Origin of the sequence: Bradyrhizobium sp. CCBAU 11430 (assembly GCF_028128855.1) — a bacterium.
GTDB classification, from domain to species: Bacteria; Pseudomonadota; Alphaproteobacteria; order Rhizobiales; family Xanthobacteraceae; genus Bradyrhizobium; species Bradyrhizobium ottawaense.
In genome coordinates this window covers 37,958-56,497 of the sequence record NZ_LBJV01000064.1, presented here as the reverse complement: position 1 = coordinate 56,497, position 18,540 = coordinate 37,958, and the positions used below count along the sequence as shown (strand labels likewise).

General features: G+C 64.3%; 15 protein-coding genes. 9 read left to right on the top strand and 6 right to left on the bottom strand.

The window, feature by feature from the left end; all coding sequences use genetic code 11:
* The first annotated feature begins 186 nt into the window (after positions 1 to 186).
* On the top strand, positions 187 to 1,026 hold the full coding sequence (locus tag XI04_RS23490; protein WP_028139604.1) for a M48 family metallopeptidase: 840 nt from the start codon (positions 187 to 189) through the stop codon (positions 1,024 to 1,026).
* 155 nt (positions 1,027 to 1,181) lie between these two features.
* Here the strand turns inward: XI04_RS23490 and XI04_RS23485 are convergent, their stop codons facing one another.
* Both XI04_RS23485 and XI04_RS23480 read right to left on the bottom strand, forming a co-directional pair.
* Entirely contained in the window at positions 1,182 to 1,805 is a 624-nt protein-coding gene (locus tag XI04_RS23485; RefSeq protein ID WP_097668305.1) for a hypothetical protein, read from the bottom strand.
* A gap of 313 nt (positions 1,806 to 2,118) precedes the next feature.
* Entirely contained in the window at positions 2,119 to 4,332 is a 2,214-nt protein-coding gene (locus XI04_RS23480; protein ID WP_271610284.1) for a transglycosylase domain-containing protein, read from the bottom strand.
* A 182-nt stretch (positions 4,333 to 4,514) separates the two neighbouring features.
* Here XI04_RS23480 and XI04_RS23475 point away from each other — a divergent pair, with 182 nt between their 5' ends.
* Positions 4,515 to 4,940, top strand: a complete 426-nt coding sequence (locus XI04_RS23475) for a DUF1330 domain-containing protein (RefSeq protein WP_028139607.1) — start codon at positions 4,515 to 4,517, stop codon at positions 4,938 to 4,940.
* A 212-nt stretch (positions 4,941 to 5,152) separates the two neighbouring features.
* On the opposite strand, the gene XI04_RS23470 is transcribed toward XI04_RS23475, so the two are convergent.
* From XI04_RS23470 to XI04_RS23460, 3 genes are all read right to left on the bottom strand, one after another.
* Positions 5,153 to 6,373, bottom strand: a complete 1,221-nt coding sequence (locus tag XI04_RS23470; RefSeq protein ID WP_028139608.1) for an ABC transporter substrate-binding protein — start codon at positions 6,371 to 6,373, stop codon at positions 5,153 to 5,155.
* A 186-nt stretch (positions 6,374 to 6,559) separates the two neighbouring features.
* Positions 6,560 to 7,801, bottom strand: coding sequence for an ABC transporter substrate-binding protein (locus XI04_RS23465; RefSeq protein WP_028139609.1), 1,242 nt, complete (start codon positions 7,799 to 7,801; stop codon positions 6,560 to 6,562).
* Between the two features lie 162 nt (positions 7,802 to 7,963).
* Positions 7,964 to 8,377 carry a DUF1304 domain-containing protein gene (locus XI04_RS23460; RefSeq protein ID WP_271610285.1) on the bottom strand — a complete coding sequence of 138 codons (414 nt, stop codon included), beginning with the start codon at positions 8,375 to 8,377 and terminating at the stop codon, positions 7,964 to 7,966.
* Between the two features lie 38 nt (positions 8,378 to 8,415).
* Here XI04_RS23460 and XI04_RS23455 point away from each other — a divergent pair, with 38 nt between their 5' ends.
* On the top strand, positions 8,416 to 8,946 hold the full coding sequence (locus tag XI04_RS23455; RefSeq protein ID WP_271610286.1) for a methylated-DNA--[protein]-cysteine S-methyltransferase: 531 nt from the start codon (positions 8,416 to 8,418) through the stop codon (positions 8,944 to 8,946).
* 136 nt (positions 8,947 to 9,082) lie between these two features.
* Here XI04_RS23455 and XI04_RS23450 read toward each other — a convergent pair whose 3' ends face one another.
* The gene (locus XI04_RS23450; protein WP_028139612.1) at positions 9,083 to 11,872 is read right to left on the bottom strand and encodes a [protein-PII] uridylyltransferase; all 2,790 of its coding nucleotides are present in this window, start codon (positions 11,870 to 11,872) and stop codon (positions 9,083 to 9,085) included.
* A gap of 187 nt (positions 11,873 to 12,059) precedes the next feature.
* Here XI04_RS23450 and XI04_RS23445 point away from each other — a divergent pair, with 187 nt between their 5' ends.
* From XI04_RS23445 to XI04_RS23420, 6 genes are all read left to right on the top strand, one after another.
* The gene (locus tag XI04_RS23445) at positions 12,060 to 13,031 is read left to right on the top strand and encodes an aliphatic sulfonate ABC transporter substrate-binding protein (protein WP_271610287.1); all 972 of its coding nucleotides are present in this window, start codon (positions 12,060 to 12,062) and stop codon (positions 13,029 to 13,031) included.
* Positions 13,032 to 13,266: 235 nt separating this feature from the next.
* The gene (locus tag XI04_RS23440) at positions 13,267 to 14,112 is read left to right on the top strand and encodes an ABC transporter permease (protein ID WP_028139614.1); all 846 of its coding nucleotides are present in this window, start codon (positions 13,267 to 13,269) and stop codon (positions 14,110 to 14,112) included.
* A gap of 4 nt (positions 14,113 to 14,116) precedes the next feature.
* The gene (locus XI04_RS23435) at positions 14,117 to 14,902 is read left to right on the top strand and encodes an ABC transporter ATP-binding protein (protein ID WP_271610288.1); all 786 of its coding nucleotides are present in this window, start codon (positions 14,117 to 14,119) and stop codon (positions 14,900 to 14,902) included.
* 54 nt (positions 14,903 to 14,956) lie between these two features.
* A complete protein-coding gene (locus tag XI04_RS23430; protein ID WP_028139616.1) occupies positions 14,957 to 15,466 on the top strand; it encodes an OsmC family protein in 510 nt (169 codons plus the stop codon).
* A 168-nt stretch (positions 15,467 to 15,634) separates the two neighbouring features.
* A complete protein-coding gene (locus XI04_RS23425) occupies positions 15,635 to 16,444 on the top strand; it encodes a hypothetical protein (protein WP_271610289.1) in 810 nt (269 codons plus the stop codon).
* A 380-nt stretch (positions 16,445 to 16,824) separates the two neighbouring features.
* Positions 16,825 to 18,501 carry a methyl-accepting chemotaxis protein gene (locus tag XI04_RS23420; RefSeq protein WP_271610290.1) on the top strand — a complete coding sequence of 559 codons (1,677 nt, stop codon included), beginning with the start codon at positions 16,825 to 16,827 and terminating at the stop codon, positions 18,499 to 18,501.
* The last annotated feature ends 39 nt before the right edge of the window (positions 18,502 to 18,540 follow it).

Here is an 18,540-nt window from a genome sequence, read left to right as displayed (position 1 = left end):
AGGCCCCGCCGGAGGCTCCGGCCGGGCCTGGTTCTCTTCAGATTCGCGGTATTTAGGTAGCCTTATAGGAGTGAGTCTTCCCTCACCCCTTGGGGGTGCCGCATGCGTCCAGCGGGGGCGAAAAAAGACGGTTCCAACCCCAGTCTGTAGGGTCTCCCGGACGTCAGACCGCTGTATATTGGGCAAATGATTTGTTTTTGCGCCGAGCGCTTTCCCTGGCGGCGGTTATGGCAAAATCCGGGCGCCCTCCTGCCCCCCGGACTGACAGACATGGCCACTCGCGCTCTCCTCTATCGGCGGCCCCACGAACCCAAGACCGTCCTGATCACCCATGGATCGCAATATTTTGCCATCCGATTGCGCCGGCACCGCCGCGCGCGCCGTTACACCCTGAGAATTCATCCGAGCGATCGCGAAGCCATCCTCACCATGCCGCCGCGCGGCACGCTGGCCGAGGCAAAAGACTTTGCGCAGCGCCACGGTGCGTGGATCGCGGCGCGCCTCGGTCGCTTGCCGAAGGCCGCGCCGTTCCAGCCGGGCACGGTGATACCGCTCCGCGGCACGTCGCATCGCATCGTTCATCGCGCTGGCACGCGCGGCACGGTGTGGACCGAGACGCGCGATAGCGGCGAACGCATTCTCTGCGTCGCCGGCGGGCTCGAGCATGTCGATCGCCGCGTCAGCGACTTCCTCAAGCGCGAGGCGCGCCGCGACCTCCAGCGTTCGGCGGAGGCTTACGCCGCCGAGCTCGGCGTCAGGGTCAAGCGCCTGTCGATCCGCGATCAGTCCAGCCGCTGGGGTTCCTGCACCTCGGCCGGCTCGCTGTCGTTCTCCTGGCGCCTGATCCTCGCGCCGCCCTTCGTGCTCGACTACCTCGCCGCGCACGAAGTCGCCCATCTCGTCGAGATGAACCACTCGGCGCGGTTCTGGCGCGTGTGCGGAAAAGTCTGCCCGTCGATGGAGCGCGCCAAGAAGTGGCTCGACACCTACGGCAATGATCTGCACCGGTATGGGGTCGAGGATTAGGGGCGCTGTCGCCTAACCGTCGCTGTCGTCGCCCGGCTCGACCGGGCGACCCAGTAAGCCGCGGCAGTCGTTATGAATCTCGATGTCTCTGGAATGCTGGACTCCCCGCCTTCGCGGGGAATGACAGTTGAGAATGAGCCGGCTTCAGACTCCGCTCACGCACTGAAATCCGCACTCGTCCCCGCTTGCGCGCCTGACGCCAGATAGGACGATTGCCGCTGCGCGCTGGCCTTCTGGCCCTCGGCCAGCATCGCCTGGAACGCAGCGTCGAGTTGCTCGCGGCTGTAGGTCGTGGAACTGCTTTCACGCGGTGTCCATTGCGATTGCGTGATCGCGGTGGGCGCCTTTTCGACGGTGCCGCCAAGCAGCCTGGCGTAATTGTCGGCGCGCCACTGCGCCAGGTCTGGTCCGCTCAAGCCGGGAGGATCTTCCAGCTTGCCGATCCTCGCGCCCGCCAGGTTGGTCATGGCCGAGGATCCGCCGTTGTACAGCGTGGCCACCACCTTGCCGTCCACTTTCACCTGCGCGTAGGTATTCTCCGGCGCATTGTCCGCGACGACCGACTGAGGTGCATTCGTCTCGTGCGCGATCAGCCAATGCGTTGCCATGAGGTCATGCAGGACGGGATCATCCGCGGCCGATATGACCTTGGCGCCTGACAGCGGCTTGACCTGCGAGAGGTCGATCCGGAAGCCGCTGGTTGCCGCGTCGGTCGCATCCGGTGCCACCGCCTGAAGACCAGACCTCGCATTTGAAGTGGATGCTGATGCGGGCCGCAGATGCGGCAGCGCCGCGCTGGATAGATTTGAATCATGGAACGCTCCCAGACACTCGCTCAACTTATGAGAGCAAATCCCGGGCCGCTGACGGGAGCTTGAAGGGATTGGAGTTTTTGCTTTAGGCGAGTTCCGGGGCGCGGCGAATTTTGCCGCGCTGGGCAGGACTTGCCGAAGCGATGCCGCTGATTTCCAGGCACGTGCTTCAGGCGTCTGGGCTGCCTCTGCAAGCCGTTGATTTCGTTATCTTCGGCTACTGTGCATGGGGTTGTTTTCGCAGTTTTTGTCTTGAGGTCATGGAGACCTCAGCGCGAGCCTATCGGTTTCCGCCGAACAGCCGGTCCATCAGCCAGCCGTCGAGCCCCGCCGCCGCTTCCGGCCGCGCATTGGCGCGCGTCGGCGGTGGACGATAGCCGCCATTGCTTGCGGGTGCCGGCCCGGGCGCTGCCGCTGTCGGCGGCGACACCTGCGAGGCCGCCTGCGCGAGGTTCGACAGGCCCCAGCCAACTTGTGTGCTCGGCAATGCCGCGACCGGCACGCCCTCGTGCGCCGCCTTCATGAAGCGCGACCACACTTCCACCGGCAGGCCGCCGCCGGTCGCCTTCTTGGTCGGCGAGTTGTCGTCATTGCCGAGCCAGACACCCGTGACGAGGCTCGCGGTGTAGCCGATGAACCAGGCGTCGCGGTAATCCTGGCTGGTGCCGGTCTTGCCGGCCGCGGGCCAGCCGGGGATCTCGGCCTTCTTGGCGGTGCCTGATATCAGCGTCTCCCGCATCATCGCGTTCATCATGCCGACATAGCGGGGGTCGATGACCTGATTGCGCTCCTCAGGCTGGCGCATGTAGAGCAGCTTGCCGCCCAGCGTCTTGATCCGCGTGACGACGTGCGGTGCCACCGCGAGACCGCCATTGGCGAAGGGCGCATAGGCGCCGACCAGCTCGACCACCGAGACTTCGGAGGTGCCGAGCGCGATCGAGGCGTTGGGCTCGAGCTTGGAGGAGATGCCGAGCCGGTGCGCGGTGCGCACCACGTTCTTCGGTCCGACCTCGAGGCCGAGACGGATGGCGACGGTATTGAGCGACATCGCCAGCGCCTGCGTCAGCGTCACCGCGCCGAAATATTCATGGGTGTAGTTCTCGGGTCGCCAGCCCTTGACCTCGATCGGCGCGTCCTGTCGCATCGTATCAGGCGTCAGGCCCTGCTCGAGCGCGGTCAGGTACACGAACGGCTTGAACGAGGAGCCCGGCTGGCGTCTGGCGGTCACAGCGCGGTTGTATTGGCTCTCGGAATAGTTCCGCCCGCCCACCATGGCGCGCACCGCGCCATCAGGTGTCATCGCCACCAGCGCGCCCTGGCTGACATTGAACTTCACGCTCTTGGCCGCGAGCTCGTCGATGATGGCGGCTTCCGCCACGCTCTGCAGCTTCGGATCGATCGTGGTCTCGACTTTGATGCTCTCGTCGATCTGGCCAACCAGATCGTCCAGCACCTCGCCGATCCAGTCGGCAACGTAATTGACCGTGCCGGCGCCGACCGGCTTCACATTGTAGGAGGGATGACCGATCGAGGCCTGCGCCTGCGCGTCGGTGATGAACTTTGCGTCCGCCATCGCCGCGAGCACGATCTGCGCGCGGGCTTCGGCGCCTTCGGGGTTGCGGTTCGGCGCAAGGCGCGAGGGCGATTTGACGAGCCCGGCCAGCATTGCGGCCTCGGCGACCGTGACGTTCTTCGCCGACTTGCCGAAATATTTCTGCGCGGCGGCCTCGACGCCATACGCGCCCGAGCCGAAATAGACGCGGTTGAGATAGAGCTCCAGGATCTCGTTCTTGGAGTGCTTGCGCTCGAGCCAGATCGCGAGCTCCACCTCCTGCAGCTTGCGCTGCATGGTGCGCTCCTGGGTCAGGAACAGGTTCTTGGCGAGCTGCTGCGTCAGCGTCGAGCCGCCCTGCGAGACGCCGCGATGCATGACGTTGGTGACGAGGGCGCGCAGGATGCCGATCGGGTCGATGCCGAAATGCGAGTAGAAGCGGCGGTCCTCGATGGCGATGAAAGCCTTCGGCAAATACGGCGGCAAATCCTTCAGCGAGACATTGGCGCCGGCCATCTCGCCGCGTTGCGCCAGCATGCTGCCGTCGATGCCGACGATCTGGATCGTTGGCGGCCGCTTGGGAATCTCCAGCGACTGGATCGGCGGCAGATGGGCGCCGACATAGATCACGACGCCGATCAGAGCGATCGCGCCCCACAGGCCGAGCACCGCGCCCCAATAGACCAGGCGGCCGATGCTGGCGCCAATACGTGACTTGGTGCGCCGCTTGGCGCCGCTGCGGCTGGCTGGCGCTTTCCGCTCGCGCGGCGGCTCGTCGCCGGAATCCTCGCCCTTGCGCTTGGCGGATGATTTCGTCGATTTCTTCGGCTTGTCGTCGCCGCCGGGAATGCGATCCGCCGCGGTCAGGCGCAGATCGGCGAGCGCCGCGGGCAAGCCGAACAGCGGCTCCTTCCGCCCACCCTTTTTCTTTCCCCACGCCATACGCAAAAACGCCCGGTCAGCCCGCCCCGCCGCACGCTAGCGGTCGCTGTTTAAGGCCCGGTTACCCAGACCTTAACGCCCGATTAGGAGGTGCGGCATTCCCCCGCCGCAGTTCCGCTGATTGGATGACGGAGCTAGGATCGCCGGCATAAAACACGAGGAAACACGCAGAGGAAACCCAAATGGGCCATATCGATCCGACCAAGGAGATCTTCGCGCAATTCCGGGACAATGACCGCCCGGGTCCGATCCACATGCTCAACCTGGTGCGCCTGCGCAAGGAGGCGGCCTACCCGGACGGCCGCAAGGCGAGCGGCGCCGAAGCCTACGCGGCCTATGGCCGCGAGAGCGGCCCGGTGTTCGAACGCCTCGGCGGCCGCATCATCTGGCAGGGCAAGTTCGAGCTGATGCTGATCGGTCCGCAGGAGGAGCGCTGGGACCATTGCTTCATCGCCGAATATCCTGATGTCGGAGCCTTCGTCGAGATGATCCGCGATCCCGTCTACCGCGAGGCTGTGAAGCACCGCCAGGCCGCGGTCGAGGACTCGCGGCTGATCCGGCACGCCGTGCTGCGGATCGGGAAGAATTTTGGAGAGATACCGGAGTAGGCCGCCAAATCGGTGATCTCCCTCCGTCATCCCGAGGTGCGAGTGGCGCGATGCAAAGCATCGCGCCGGGAGCCTCGGAGGATGTGCGGCCACCAGCGGGCCGTCGCCCATCGAGGGCCGCTGAAGAAGCGGCCACCCCCTAAGGGGTGACGGGGATAGCTCCAAAAGATCGGCGGCCCGCAGGCCGCCGATTGCATTTCAGAACTCTTCGCCTAACCCGCCGGGCCCGCATCCTCCAGGATCGGGCCGAACAGCTCCCAGCGCTCGCCGTTGAACTTCATCATCTGAAGCTGCTTGTTGACGCGGTAGTCGGTAGGCGACGTGTTGGCCTTGATGCCGGGCAGCGCAGTGTCGCTGGCGACGTCCTTCAGTGACGCCGCCTGCTTCATGACGTTCTCGCGCGTCAGGTTGTCGCCGCACTGCTGCAGCACGTGCACCAGCAGCTGCGCGGTGCTGTAGCCGTAGGTGTTGAAGTTCGAATCCTTGTCGCCATCCGGATAGTACTTCGCCATGAAGTCGAAATACTTCTTCATGCCGGGGTCATCCTTCCAGGTCGGATCGAGCGGTTCCTTACCGTAGTTGACGCTGATCAGGCCCTTGGCGGCGTCAAGGCCTGCGGGTTTCAGCACCGCGCCGACCGAGGTGGCGTTGATGTCGACGATCTGGACCGGATGCCAGCCCATTTCGGCGATCTTCTTGATGGCCTGCGCGGCCTGCTTCGGCGTCGTCGCACTGAAGAACAGGTCGGCGCCGGCATCCTTGATCTTGAGGACCTGCGAATCGACGGTGGGATCGGACACCTCGTAGGAGGCTTCCGTCACGATCATCTTGGCGGCCTTGTCACCGAGGCCGGCCTTGATGCCGTTCAGATAGTCCTTGCCGAGGTCGTCGTTCTGATAGAGCACGCCTACCTTGGCGTTCGGATGCTCCTTCAGAATGTACTGGCCGTAGATGCGGCCCTCGACGAAGTAATTGGGATTGAAGCCCATGGTCCACGGAAAGTTCTTGGGATCAGTGAACCTCGAGGCCCCGGTCGCCGCGAACAGCTGCGGCACCTTCTTGGCGTTGAGATATTTCTGCACGGCCGCGTTCACGGGCGTGCCGATGATCTGGAAGGTCAGCAACACCTCGTCGCTCTCGACCAGCTTGCGGATCTGCTCCACGGCTTTCGGCGGCGAATAGGCGTCGTCATACTGGATCAAATTGATCTTGCGGCCGTTCACGCCGCCCTGGTCGTTGATCATCTTGAAATAGGCGGCCTGCGTCTTGCCGATCGACGAATAGGCCGACGCCGGCCCCGAGAACGGCATGGTCTGTCCGACCTTGATCTCGGTGTCGCTGGCGCCCGGATCATATTTCTTCTGGGCATTGGCCGCTGAAATCGACAGCGCCAGAGCAAGCGCCGTGGCCAGATGCAGCTTTCCATTCCTCATTCGCAATTCCCTCAGTTTGTTTTTGCCGATGATCTGCCGGCCGCAGGACGCGTCCGATGCCATCGCTGAGGGCAAGTGTGGAGGAACGATTGTTGCGACGCAAGGTGGGCGTTCGTAGGGTGGGATAGCCTTGCGGACTGCGCGAAGCGCAGTCCGCTGGGCGTAACCCACCCTACGAGATCGGGACTAGCCCGACGGTCCCGTGTCCTCGATGATCGGTCCGAACAGTTCCCAGCGTTCGCCGTTGAACTTCATCATCTGCATCTGCTTGTTGACGCGGAAGTCGTTCGGCCCGGTGTTGATCTTGATGCCGGGCAGCGCGAAGCTCGGCGTGAAGTCCTTGATGTTGGCGACCTGCTTCATGATGTTCTCACGCGTCAGATCGTCGCCGCATTGCTTCAGGACCTGCACCAGCAGCTCCGCCACCGAATAGGCGTAGGTGTTGACGGTGTTGAGCTTGTCGCCTTCCGGGAAATACTTGTCCATGAAGGCGAAGAAGGCCTTCACGCCGGGATCGTCCTTCCACTGGGGATCGCTGGGCTCCTTGCCGTACTGGGTCGAGATGATGCCCTTGGAGATGTCGAGGCCGGCCGGCTTCAGCGTCGCCGAGATCGGGCTCGCATTGATGTCGAGGATGTGCACCGGCGTCCAGCCGAGGTCGGCGAGCTTCTTGATCGCCTGTGCCGCGAATTTCGGCGTCGAGGCATCGAAGAACACGTCGACGCCCATCGACTTCAGCTTGACCACCTGGGAATCGACGGTCGGGTCGGTGACCTCGTAGGAGACCTCGCCGACGATCATGCTGGCGGCCCTGTCGCCGAGGCCGCTCTTGAGGCCCGCAAGATAGTCGCGGCCCATGTCGTCGTTCTGGTAGAGCACGCCGATCTTGGCGTTCGGATGCTCCTTGAGAATGTATTTGGCGTAGATGCGTCCCTCGGACACGTAGTTGGGATTGTAGGCGATGGTCCAGGGATAGTTCTGGGGATCGTTGAAGCGGGCCGCGCCGGTCGAGGCCAGCAACTGCGGCACCTTCTTGCCGTTGAGATATTTTTGCACGGCGGCGTTGGCCGCGGTGCCGATGAGCTGGAAGGTGAACAGCACCTCGTCGCCCTCGACGAGCTTGCGCACCTGCTCCACCGTCTTCGGCGGCGAATAGGCGTCGTCATACTGGATCAGATTGATCTTGCGGCCGTTGATGCCGCCCTGATCGTTGATCATCTTGAAGTAGGCGGCCTGGGTCTTGCCGATATTGGCGTAGACCGAGTAGGCGCCGGAGAACGGCACGGTCTGGCCGATCTTGATCTCGGTGTCGGTCGCCCCCGTGTCGTACTTCTTCTGGGCGAAGGCTTGGCTTACGAAGGCCTGGTTCGCGGAGAACGTGAAGGCGAGCGCTGTCGTGGCAGCTAAGAAAGCTCTGCGATTGGTCATATTGGTTGTTCCTCCTGACGGAATTTTCGGCCGATGGTCTTTTCCCGTTGATTGCAACGGTCGCCATCGCTGCCGAAGATTGTGGAGGAAGCTTCGCCGCCGCGCAAGGATCGCAGCGCTGCGCCGTAGCGTCTCAGGCCAGGGAGTCCCGGGTCAGGCGTCTCAGGCCAGGAACAACGCAACCAGCGCGACCGCCGCCGGAAGGGCCTGCACCATCAGGATGCGGGTGCTGACGGTCGCAGCGCCATAGGCGCCGGCCACGATCACGCAAAGCAGGAAGAACGCCTTGATCTGGAATGCGAAGGCCGGGTTGCCGTGGACGAGACCCCAGATCAGGCCGGCGGCGAGGAAGCCGTTATAGAGGCCCTGATTGGCGGCCAGCACCTTCGTGATCTCGGCCTTCTCCGGCGTGTTGCGAAACACCTTCAAGCCCTGCGGCTTGTCCCAGAGGAACATCTCCAGGATCAGGAAGAAGACGTGCAGTGTGGCGACCAGCGCCACCAGGACATTGGCGATCAGGATCAAGTTGAGCTCCCCCAGCGTCAGCTTTCGGGTGGACGATAGCACGGCCGGCATGTCAAACGCGATGCATGTTTCGATGCAATGGTGCCACCATGCCCGGGCGATCAACCAAACCGTCTGCAAGCTTCGGCCTCGATCGCCTGACGACGCCGATCGGGATTGCCTTGCTCGTCACCGATGCCGAGGGTGCGCTACGCGCACTGGACTGGGAAGACTATGAGCATCGCATGCGCGAGCTCTTACGCTTGCACTACGGTGCAGTCGATCTCAGTGATCGGCCTGCGCCTGCATCCATGCGGACGGCGCTGTCCGGTTACTTCGAACGCGATCTCAGTCAGCTCTCGGCCATCGCATGGCGTATCGCCGGCACGCCGTTCCAGCAGAAGGTCTGGAACGCGCTGACTCACATCCCCGCCGGCACCACGATGAGCTACGGCGCACTCGCCGCAAAGATTGATTTGCCAAAAGCCATTCGTGCCGTCGGTCATGCCAACGGCTCCAATCCGATCAGTGTGGTGCTGCCCTGCCACCGCTTGATCGGCGCGGATGGTTCGCTGGTGAAATATGGCGGCGGGCTCGCGCGCAAGCGCTGGCTGCTGCGGCATGAAGGGGTGGAGGTTTAGTCACCTGTCATTCCGGGGCGCGCGAAGCGCGAGCCCGGAATCCATTTCTCCGCGTCACCGGTGGCTCGATGGATTCCGGGCTCGCCGCTGCGCGGCGCCCCGGAATGACAAGAGAACGGAGGTGCGCGAACGCTCTTCACGCCGCCGGCTGGACCGCCTTGTCGCCGGCCATCACATGGGTCAGCGCGCTCTTGATCGCGGCCTGCCGGGTCGGCGCGCTGATCTGCGCGCCCAGGAGGTCGGTGACGTAGAACACGTCGCGGGCGCGCTCGCCGAAGGTCGCGACATGGGCTGAGGCGATGTTGAGGTTGAGCTTCGAGATCGCGGTGGTCAGCTCGTAGAGCAGGCCGGGCCGGTCGAGGCCGGACACCTCGATCACGGTGTAGCGGTCGGACCATTGGTTGTTGATGGTGACTTCCGGCTCGATCACGAAGGGGCGCGCCTTGCTGCGCACCGTGCGCCGCGCCACCACTTCGGGCAGCCGCAGCTTGCCTTCCAGCACGTCCTCGATCATCTCGCCGATGCGGGTGGCGCGCCGTCCCTCGTCCTCGTCGCGGTCGTATTCCCGTGAGATCGAGATGGTATCGAGCGCGCGGCCGTCGGTCGTGGTGTAGATCTGGGCGTCGACGATGTTGGCGCCGGCCGAAGCGCAGGCGCCGGCGATGATCGACAGCAGCCAGGGATGGTCGGCCGCGAAGATCGTCAGCTCGGTGACGCCGCGCACCTCGTCGAAGCCGACATTGATCGCGAGCTTATGGCCGGCCTGTTCGCTGGAGCGGACGAAGCGGGCATGGCGAATTTTGCGCGCCAGCTCGACCTTGAGCCAGTATGCCGGGTAGTGCCGGCCGATATAGGCATCGAGTTCCTCCGCCGGCCATTCGGCGAAGGCATTTCGGAATTCGGCGTAGGCGGCGGTGAGGCGCTTGCCTCGGTCGACTTCCGAGAAGCCGCCGGTCAGCACCGGCTCGGTCTCGTAATACAGTGAACGCAAGAGCTGCGCCTTCCAGCCGTTCCACACGCCGGGACCGACGCCGCGGATGTCGGCGGTGGTCAGGATCGTCAGCAGCTTCATCTGCTCGACCGACTGCACCACGGCGGCGAAATTCTCGATGGTCTTGCGGTCGGAGAGGTCGCGCGACTGCGCGACTGTGGACATCGTCAGATGCTCCTCGATCAGCCAGGCGATGAGCTCGGTGTCGGCCGGGCTGAACCCTAGCCGCGGACACAGCCGCCGCGCTACCTTGGCGCCGGCGATCGAGTGGTCCTCCGGCCGGCCCTTGGCGACATCGTGCAGCAGTGTTGCGATGTAGATCACCGACCGGTGCTCGGGCCGGGATTTGCGCATCAGGTCGCTGGCGAGGGTGAACTCCTCGATGCCACCGCGCTCGATGTCCTGGAGGAAGCCGATGCAGCGGATCAGGTGCTCGTCGACGGTGTAGTGATGATACATGTTGAACTGCATCATCGAGACGATCTTGCCGAAGGCACGGATGAACTGGCCGAGCACGCCGGTCTCGTTCATCCGCCGCAGCACGATCTCGGCGTTGTCGGAGGTCAGGATCTCCATGAACAGCCGGTTGGCCTCGGGATTCTCGCGCATCTGCGCGTTGATCAGGCCGAGCGACCGCGTCACGTCGCGCATCGCATCCGGATGGAAGGCGAGGTTGTTCTTCTGCGCGAGACGGAAGATCCGGATCAGATTGACCGGATCGTGCTTGAACACGTCGGGCGCGGCGACGTTGATACGGTTGTTGTCGACGATGAAGTCGTCGCTGTCGGGGACGCGCCGCTTCGCCGCGGTCGGCCGCAGCCGCGCCATCATCCGGCTCAAGACCGGCGCGGGCTTGGCCTGCTGGTCCTCGAGCTTGGCGCAGAGGATGGCGGTGAGGTTGCCGACTTCCTTGGCGACCAGGAAGTAGTGCTTCATGAAGCGCTCGACATCCTGCATGCCGGGATGCGAGGTGTAGCCGAGCCGCACCGCGATCTCGCGCTGGAGGTCGAAGGAGAGACGCTCTTCGGCGCGGCCGGAGTAGAAGTGCAGATTGCAACGCACCGACCAGAGGAAATCGGCGCAGCGGCGGAAGCTGCGGTATTCCTGCGCATCGAACACGCCGCGCTCGACCAGCTCGCCGGTGTCGCGGACGCGGTAGACGTATTTGGCGATCCAGAACAGCGTGTGCAGGTCGCGAAGTGCGCCCTTGCCGTCCTTGACGTTGGGCTCGACCAGGTAGCGCGACTGACCGCCGCGGCGATGGCGCTCCTCGCGCTCGGCGAGCTTGGCGGTGACGAATTCGGACGCGGTGCCCTGCACGACTTCCTTGTCGAAGCGCTCGACCAGCTCCTCATAGAGCGGCTTGTCGCCGGTGAGGAAGCGCGTTTCCAGGATCGCGGTGCGGATGGTCATGTCGCCGCGCGCCTGCCGGATCGACTCGTCCACCGATCGCGTGGCGTGGCCGACCTTCAGCCCCATGTCCCAGAGGCAATAGAGAATGGCTTCGGCGACCTGCTCGCCCCAGGCGGTCTGCTTGTAGGGCAGGATGAACAACAGATCGATGTCGGATTCGGGCGCCATCAGGCCCCGGCCGTAGCCGCCGGTCGCGACCACCGCCATGCGCTCGGCGCCGCTCGGGATCGGCGAGCGGTAGAGATGGCGGGTCGCCGCCGAATACAGGATGCGGATGATCTCGTCCTGCACGTGACACAGCCGCTCGGCGCAGCGCCTCCCGTGGCGGTCCTTCAGGAGGATTTCCTGTGCCGCGGCGCGTGCCGCGATCAGCTCGGCCTTGAGCAATTGCGCCATGGCCGTGCGGAATGCGTCCTCGCGCCCCTGGTGCTTTTCGGCAAGCGCATCGACCGCGGCGGTGATCCGCGCAGTGTCGAAACGATCGTCCACCTCGGCCTTGTGCTCAGTCGCGACGCTGTCCATGTCTCACCGGATATAAGAGGTGACAGGCGCTGTCACCCGCCATTCTCTGGCAATAGTCGTTCCATGCTGGAAAGCTCCGGCTTTGGGCAAATCTGTTCTCGGCCGGCGCGCTTTCAAGGGGCGGATTTTCTCGTTGACCTCTAGATATAACTCATTGAAAAAAATGAAGTTTTGGAGGAGTCTGGGCATGACCGGAATTACACGACGCATTCTGTTGGCGGGAGCGGTTGCGCTCGCAATGACCCCCGCGGCCAAGGCGGCCGATCCGCTCAAGGAAATCCGCATCGACTGGGCGACTTACAATCCGGTGTCGATGGTTCTGAAGCAGAAGGGGTTCCTGGAGAAGGAGTTCGCCAAGGACGGCATCACCGTCACCTGGGTGCAGTCCGCCGGCTCCAACAAGGCGCTCGAATTCCTCAATGCCGGCTCGATCGATTTCGGCTCGACCGCGGGTTCGGCGGCGCTGGTCGCCCGCATCAACGGCAACCCGATCAAGTCGATCTATGTCTATTCGCGCCCTGAGTGGACGGCGCTGGTGACATCAAAGGATTCCAAGATTGCCGGCGTCGCAGACCTCAAGGGCAAGCGCGTCGCGGTGACGCGCGGCACCGATCCGCACATCTTCCTGGTGCGCGCGCTGTTAGGGGCGGGCCTCACCGAAAAGGACATCACCCCGGTGCTGCTCCAGCATGCCGACGGCAAGACCGCACTGATCCGCGGCGACGTCGATGCCTGGGCCGGCCTCGATCCGATGATGGCGCAGGCCGAGGTCGAGGAGGGCGCAAAGCTGTTCTACCGCAAGGCCGACGCCAACACTTGGGGCATCCTCAATGTGCGCGAGCAGTTTTTGAAGGACCATCCTGACGCTGCCCGCCGCGTCCTCGCGGTGTATGAGGAGGCGCGCAAATATTCGCTGGCCAATTACGACGAGCTGAAGAAGGCCTTCATCGCGGTCACAAAACTCCCCGAGGCCGTCGTCGACAAGCAGCTCAAGGAGCGCACCGAGCTCACCCACAGCCGCATCGGCGCAGCCCAGCGCGAGTCGATCCTCGCCGCCGGCCTCGCTTTGCAGCAGGCGGGCGTCGTCGATGCAAAGGTCGACGTGAAGGCGACGCTCGACGCCCTGATCGACGACCAGGTCCCGCTGCCGACGAACTGATCGGCAGGGAAGAGGCAAGCGCGCACCACACCCCGCCGTCGTCCCGGGGCGCGAAGCGAGCCCGGGACCCATAACCACGGGGCGTGGCTGCCGCGCGCAGGCGGCCACTCCGAGTCCCCGTAACCATGCCTTCCTGTGGTTATGGACCCCGGATCTGCGCTTCGCTTGTCCGGGGCGACAATCGAGATTGCCGCGCGCCCTTGCAATCCCACACAAGACGCGCTTCCTACCGGCCATGATCTCCGACGCGCCAGCCTTGCAACAGACTTCGGAACCGGCCGAGAGCGCTGCTGCGCCCTCGCGCGCCGCGCGTTATGCACGGCCGGTGCTGGGGCTGCTGCTGCCGGTCGCGCTTGCGCTCGGCTGGGAGCTCGTGGTGTGGCTCGGCTGGTCGAACGGACGGCTGGTGCCGCCGCCTTCGCGCGTTTTTGCCACCCTCGCCGAGCTCGCCCGCTCCGGCGAGCTGGTCCGCCACATCACCGCAACGCTGTGGCGCGTCGGGCTCGGCTTCGCCTTCGGTGTGATCGCAGGCACGTTGCTGGGGGCCGTCTCCGGCTACTGGTCGCTGGCGCGCCGGCTGCTCGATCCGACCGTGCAGGCGCTGCGCGCGATTCCGTCGCTCGCCTGGGTGCCGCTGTTCATCCTCTGGCTCGGTATCTTCGAGACCTCGAAGGTTGCGCTGATCGCGGTCGGGGTGTTCTTTCCGGTCTATCTCGGCGTGATGGGCGCGATCCTCTCGGTGGATCGCAAGATCGTGGAGGTCGGCCGGACCTTTCGCCTCTCGGGCTTCGCCATGATCCGCCGCATCCTGCTGCCGGCGGTGCTGCCGGCCTATGTGGTTTCCCTGCGCGTCGGTCTCGGCCTCGGCTGGATGTTCGTGGTCGCGGCCGAGCTGATTGGTGCCTCCGAAGGGCTCGGCTATCTCCTGCTCGACGGCCAGCAGCTCGGCAAGCCCGCGCAGATCCTGGCCGCCATCGTGATCTTCGCCATCCTCGGCAAGCTCACGGACTGGTTGATCGAGGTCGCGGCTGCGCCCTTTCTGCGCTGGCAGGATGCCTTCGGGCGCGCGAAGGGAGCTTGAGGCAATGCTGGCGCTCGACCGGGTCAGCAAGACCTATCCCAATGGCGTGCAGGCGCTTTCGCGCTTCTCCGCCGACATCAGGCAAGGCGAGATCATCGCCATCATCGGCGGCTCCGGCTGTGGCAAGTCCACGCTGCTGCGCGCCGTCGCCGGGCTCGACCGCGCCAGCTCGGGCACGGTGACGCTCGACAATGAGGCGATCGTCTCGCCGCATGCCAAGATCGGCATCATCTTCCAGGAGCCGCGGCTGCTGCCCTGGCTCAGCGTCGCCGACAATATCGGTTTTGGACTCGCCGATCTGCCCGCGGCCGAGCGCCGCGAGAAGGTGGCGCGCGCGCTCGAACGCGTTGGTCTCGCCGACAAGGCGCAGGCCTGGCCGCGCGAGCTCTCCGGTGGGCAGGCGCAGCGGGTTGCGATCGCGCGGGCGCTGGTGCCGCAGCCGGAGGTGCTGCTGCTTGACGAGCCGTTCTCCGCGCTCGACGCCTTCACCCGCAGGGATCTCCAGGATCATCTGCTCGACCTCTGGGCGGACACGCGGCCGACGCTCATCCTCGTCACACACGACGTCGACGAGGCCGTGGTGCTGGCCGACCGCGTGTTGGTGATGCGGCCGCGGCCGGGCCGGTTGTTCGACCAGATCGAGATCAATCTCGGCCGCCCACGCGACCGCAATTCGCCGCTGTTCGAGAATTTCAAGCGAAGTGTGCTGACGTCACTCGACCGTTCGCTCGACCGCAATGTGCCCGACCGTGACGCAACCCAGGGTCCCGGTCAGGCCATGTGGTGGTGACAATTTCGCTCTGAACCGGTACATCGAGGGGCAATTTTCCGGGAGAGAACGAAAATGGACGCTGCAGAGCTGCGCCAGATGCAGGCTCCGATCAAGGAGCGCTACAAGACCGATCCCAAGACCGCGCTGATCACGCTGAAGGCCAAGGGCTCCACCGACAGCGAAGGCATCGCCTGCAAGGTCGAGACCGGCCGCGCCATCGCGCTTGCGGGCCTGCATCCGGCGACCGGCGGTTCCGGCCTCGAGCTTTGCTCCGGGGACATGTTGCTTGAGGCGCTCGTCGCCTGTGCCGGGGTCACGTTGAAGTCGGTCGCGACTGCGATCGAGGTGCCGCTCAAGACCGGCAACGTCTATGCCGAGGGTGATCTCGATTTCCGCGGCACGCTCGGCGTCGACAAGGAGACCCCGGTCGGCTTCGCCGAGATCCGTCTGCGCTTCGAGGTCGACACATCGGCGCCGCAGGACAAGCTAGATCTCCTGCTCAAGCTGACCGAGCGCTATTGCGTGGTCTACCAGACCATCAAGAACGGCCCGAAGGTTTCGGTGTCGATGCAGCGGATGTGAGGGGCGAAAGCCGCTACTCCACGGATGGTGTCGTTCCCGCGGAGGCGGGAACCCATAACCCCAGGCCGTCGTGATTTCGCACGGTCGTTGCTCCAGCTCTCAAACCAGTACGGCCTGTGGCTATGGATTCCGGGCTTGCGCTTCGCGCGCCCCGAAATGACAGACAGAATGTCCCCCGATCTCTACTTCCTCCTCTTTCTTCTCCTGCGCATGGCGATCGCGGCGGCGTTCGTCGTGACGGCCTCGATCATCACCGAGCGCGCGGGTCCGGTGATCGGTGCGCTGGTCGCGACCCTGCCGATCTCGGCCGGTCCCTCCTACGTCTTCCTCGCGCTCGACCACGATGCCGCCTTCATCGCGCAGGGCTCGCTGGCGAGCCTTCCGATCAATGCTGCGACGATCTTCATGTGCCTCATTTATGTCGTGCTGGCGCAGCGGCATGGTCTTGCGGCGAGTTGTGGAAGTGCGGTTGCCGTCTGGATCGTGCTTGCCTCGATCATCCGCCAGTTCGACTGGTCGCTCACCGCCGGGCTCGCCGCCAATCTGATCGCCTTCGGCATCTGCATTCCGCTGCTGGCGGGCTATCGCCATGTGAAGATGCCGCTGGTTACGCGGCGCTGGTACGACGTGCCGATGCGGGCTGCACTGGTCGCGACCCTGGTCGCCATCGTGGTCTCGACCTCGGGCTGGGTGGGCCCCCGCATCAGCGGCATCATCGCGCTGTATCCCGTGGTGTTCTCCAGCATCATGGTGATCCTGCATCCGCGCATCGGCGGCCCGCCAACTGCGGCCGTGCTCGCCAACTCCGCCTGGGGCCTGCTCGGATTCGGCACCGCAATCGCCGTCCTGCACGTTGCAGTGGTGTCTTTCGGCTCGGCCGTCGGTCTGTGTCTCGCGCTCGGCACCTGCATCGCCTGGAATCTGACGCTGTGGGGAATCGGCCGACGCGCGATGCACAACGCGCGGCAAGGGCCGTGAGACTACGGACACGCGCGACGCCGTGTCGCGGAAAGTCGTGTCCGGCATGTCGATCTCGTGCTCGAGGGCAACGCGACATCTTCACAAGCTATTGAATGAGATGCGTCATTTCAAATGGTGCCGCCGGTCGGGACTGATCGCGACGTGGGTAGCGGTCATTCCCGCTCCCGCCGCTTTCCGATACTTCTATTAGAACTTTGTTCGAGCTTTTACCGTAGGAATGATCCTGCATACCCGCTCCGCTGTCATCGGCGCGAACTCGTCCGAGCTGCATCCGAGTGCAGGGACTCGCGGGAATTGTTATTTGAGTACGGCTGTTTCGCCGCGACGGTCACTTCCCCTACGAGCTGTCTACGTAATTTCGAGATGGAGATTCTTTGATGTTCGGTCGCAAGTCCCAGATTGACGCACAAGCACGGCTCGATGCGATCGGCCGCTCCCAGGCCATGATCGAATTCAATCTGGATGGCACGATTCTCACGGCCAACAAGAACTTTCTCGACGCCCTCGGCTATCGGCTTGACGAGATCCAGGGCAAGCATCATTCCATGTTCTTGCCGTCCGACCAGCGCGACAGCGCCGAGTACAAGGCGTTCTGGGCTGCGTTGAACCGTGGCGAGTGTCAGGCCCGCGAGTTCAAGCGGATCGCGAAGGGCGGCCGCGAAGTCTGGATCGAAGCAGCCTACAATCCGGTGCTCGACGGCAATGGTAAGACGGTGATGGTCGCCAAGATCGCGACCGACATCACCGCGAAGAAGATGCGGAGCATGACGGATGCGTCGAAGATCGCGGCCATCAGCCGTGCCCAGGCCGTCATCGAATTTAAGCTCGACGGCACCATCGTCACCGCCAACGAGAATTTCTGCAAGACGCTCGGCTATTCGTTGGCCGAGATCGAGGGCAAGCATCATAGCCTGTTCGTGGCCGAGGCCGACCGCAACGGCACGGCCTATCGCGAGTTCTGGGCCGCACTCAACCGCGGCGACTACCAGGCCGGGGAGTTCAAGCGTATCGGCAAGGGTGGCCGCGAGGTCTGGATTCTCGCTTCCTACAATCCGCTGCTCGACGAGACCGGCAAGCCGTACGGTGTCGTCAAATTCGCGACCGACGTGACTGCGGAGAAGCTGAAGAACGCCGATCTTGCCGGTCAGATATCGGCGATCGACAAGGCCCAGGCCGTGATCGAATTCAACATGGACGGCACGATCATCGCCGCCAACGCCAACTTCCTCGGCGCGCTCGGCTACTCGATGGCCGAGATCAAGGGCAAGCACCACAGCATGTTCGTCGAGCCCACGGAGCGCGACGGCGCCGCCTATCGCGAGTTCTGGGCCGCGCTCAACCGCGGTCAGTACCAGGCGGCCGAATACAAGCGCATCGGCAAGGGCGGCAAGGAGGTCTACATCCAGGCCTCCTACAACCCGATCCTCGACCTCAACGGCAAGCCGTTCAAGGTCGTGAAATATGCCACCGACACCACGCGGCAGGTGCTGGTCCGCATGGGCAACGAGCGCGTGCGCGGCATGATGGAATCCGTCGCCGCCGGTTCGGAGGAACTGAACGCGTCGGTGCGGGAGATCTCCGAGGCGATGACCAAGTCCCGCGAGACCGCGATGAGCGCGGTGGAGCAGGTCGCCTCCGCCGACGCTCAGGCCCAGCGTCTCACCGAGGCGGCGCAATCGATGAGCGGCATCGTCGAGATGATCAACAGCATCACCGGCCAGATCAACCTCTTGGCGCTGAACGCCACGATCGAATCGGCCCGGGCCGGCGAAGCCGGCCGCGGCTTTGCGGTGGTCGCCTCCGAAGTGAAGAGCCTCGCCAATCAGGCCAAGCAGGCCACCGACAAGATCGGCCAGGAGATCGGCAGCCTCAACGGCATCTCCGGCGACGTGGTCAGCGCGCTCGGCTCGATCAAGCAGGCGATCAACAATGTCAGCGAATACGTGACATCGACCGCCGCTGCCGTCGAGGAGCAGAGCACGGTGACGAACGAGATGTCGACCAGCATGCAGCGCGCCGCCGCGGAAGCCGCGGCGATCGCGGCGCGGGCGTAGCGCTCAGCGCACGGAAGCGTAGGGTGGGTTAGCGCAGCG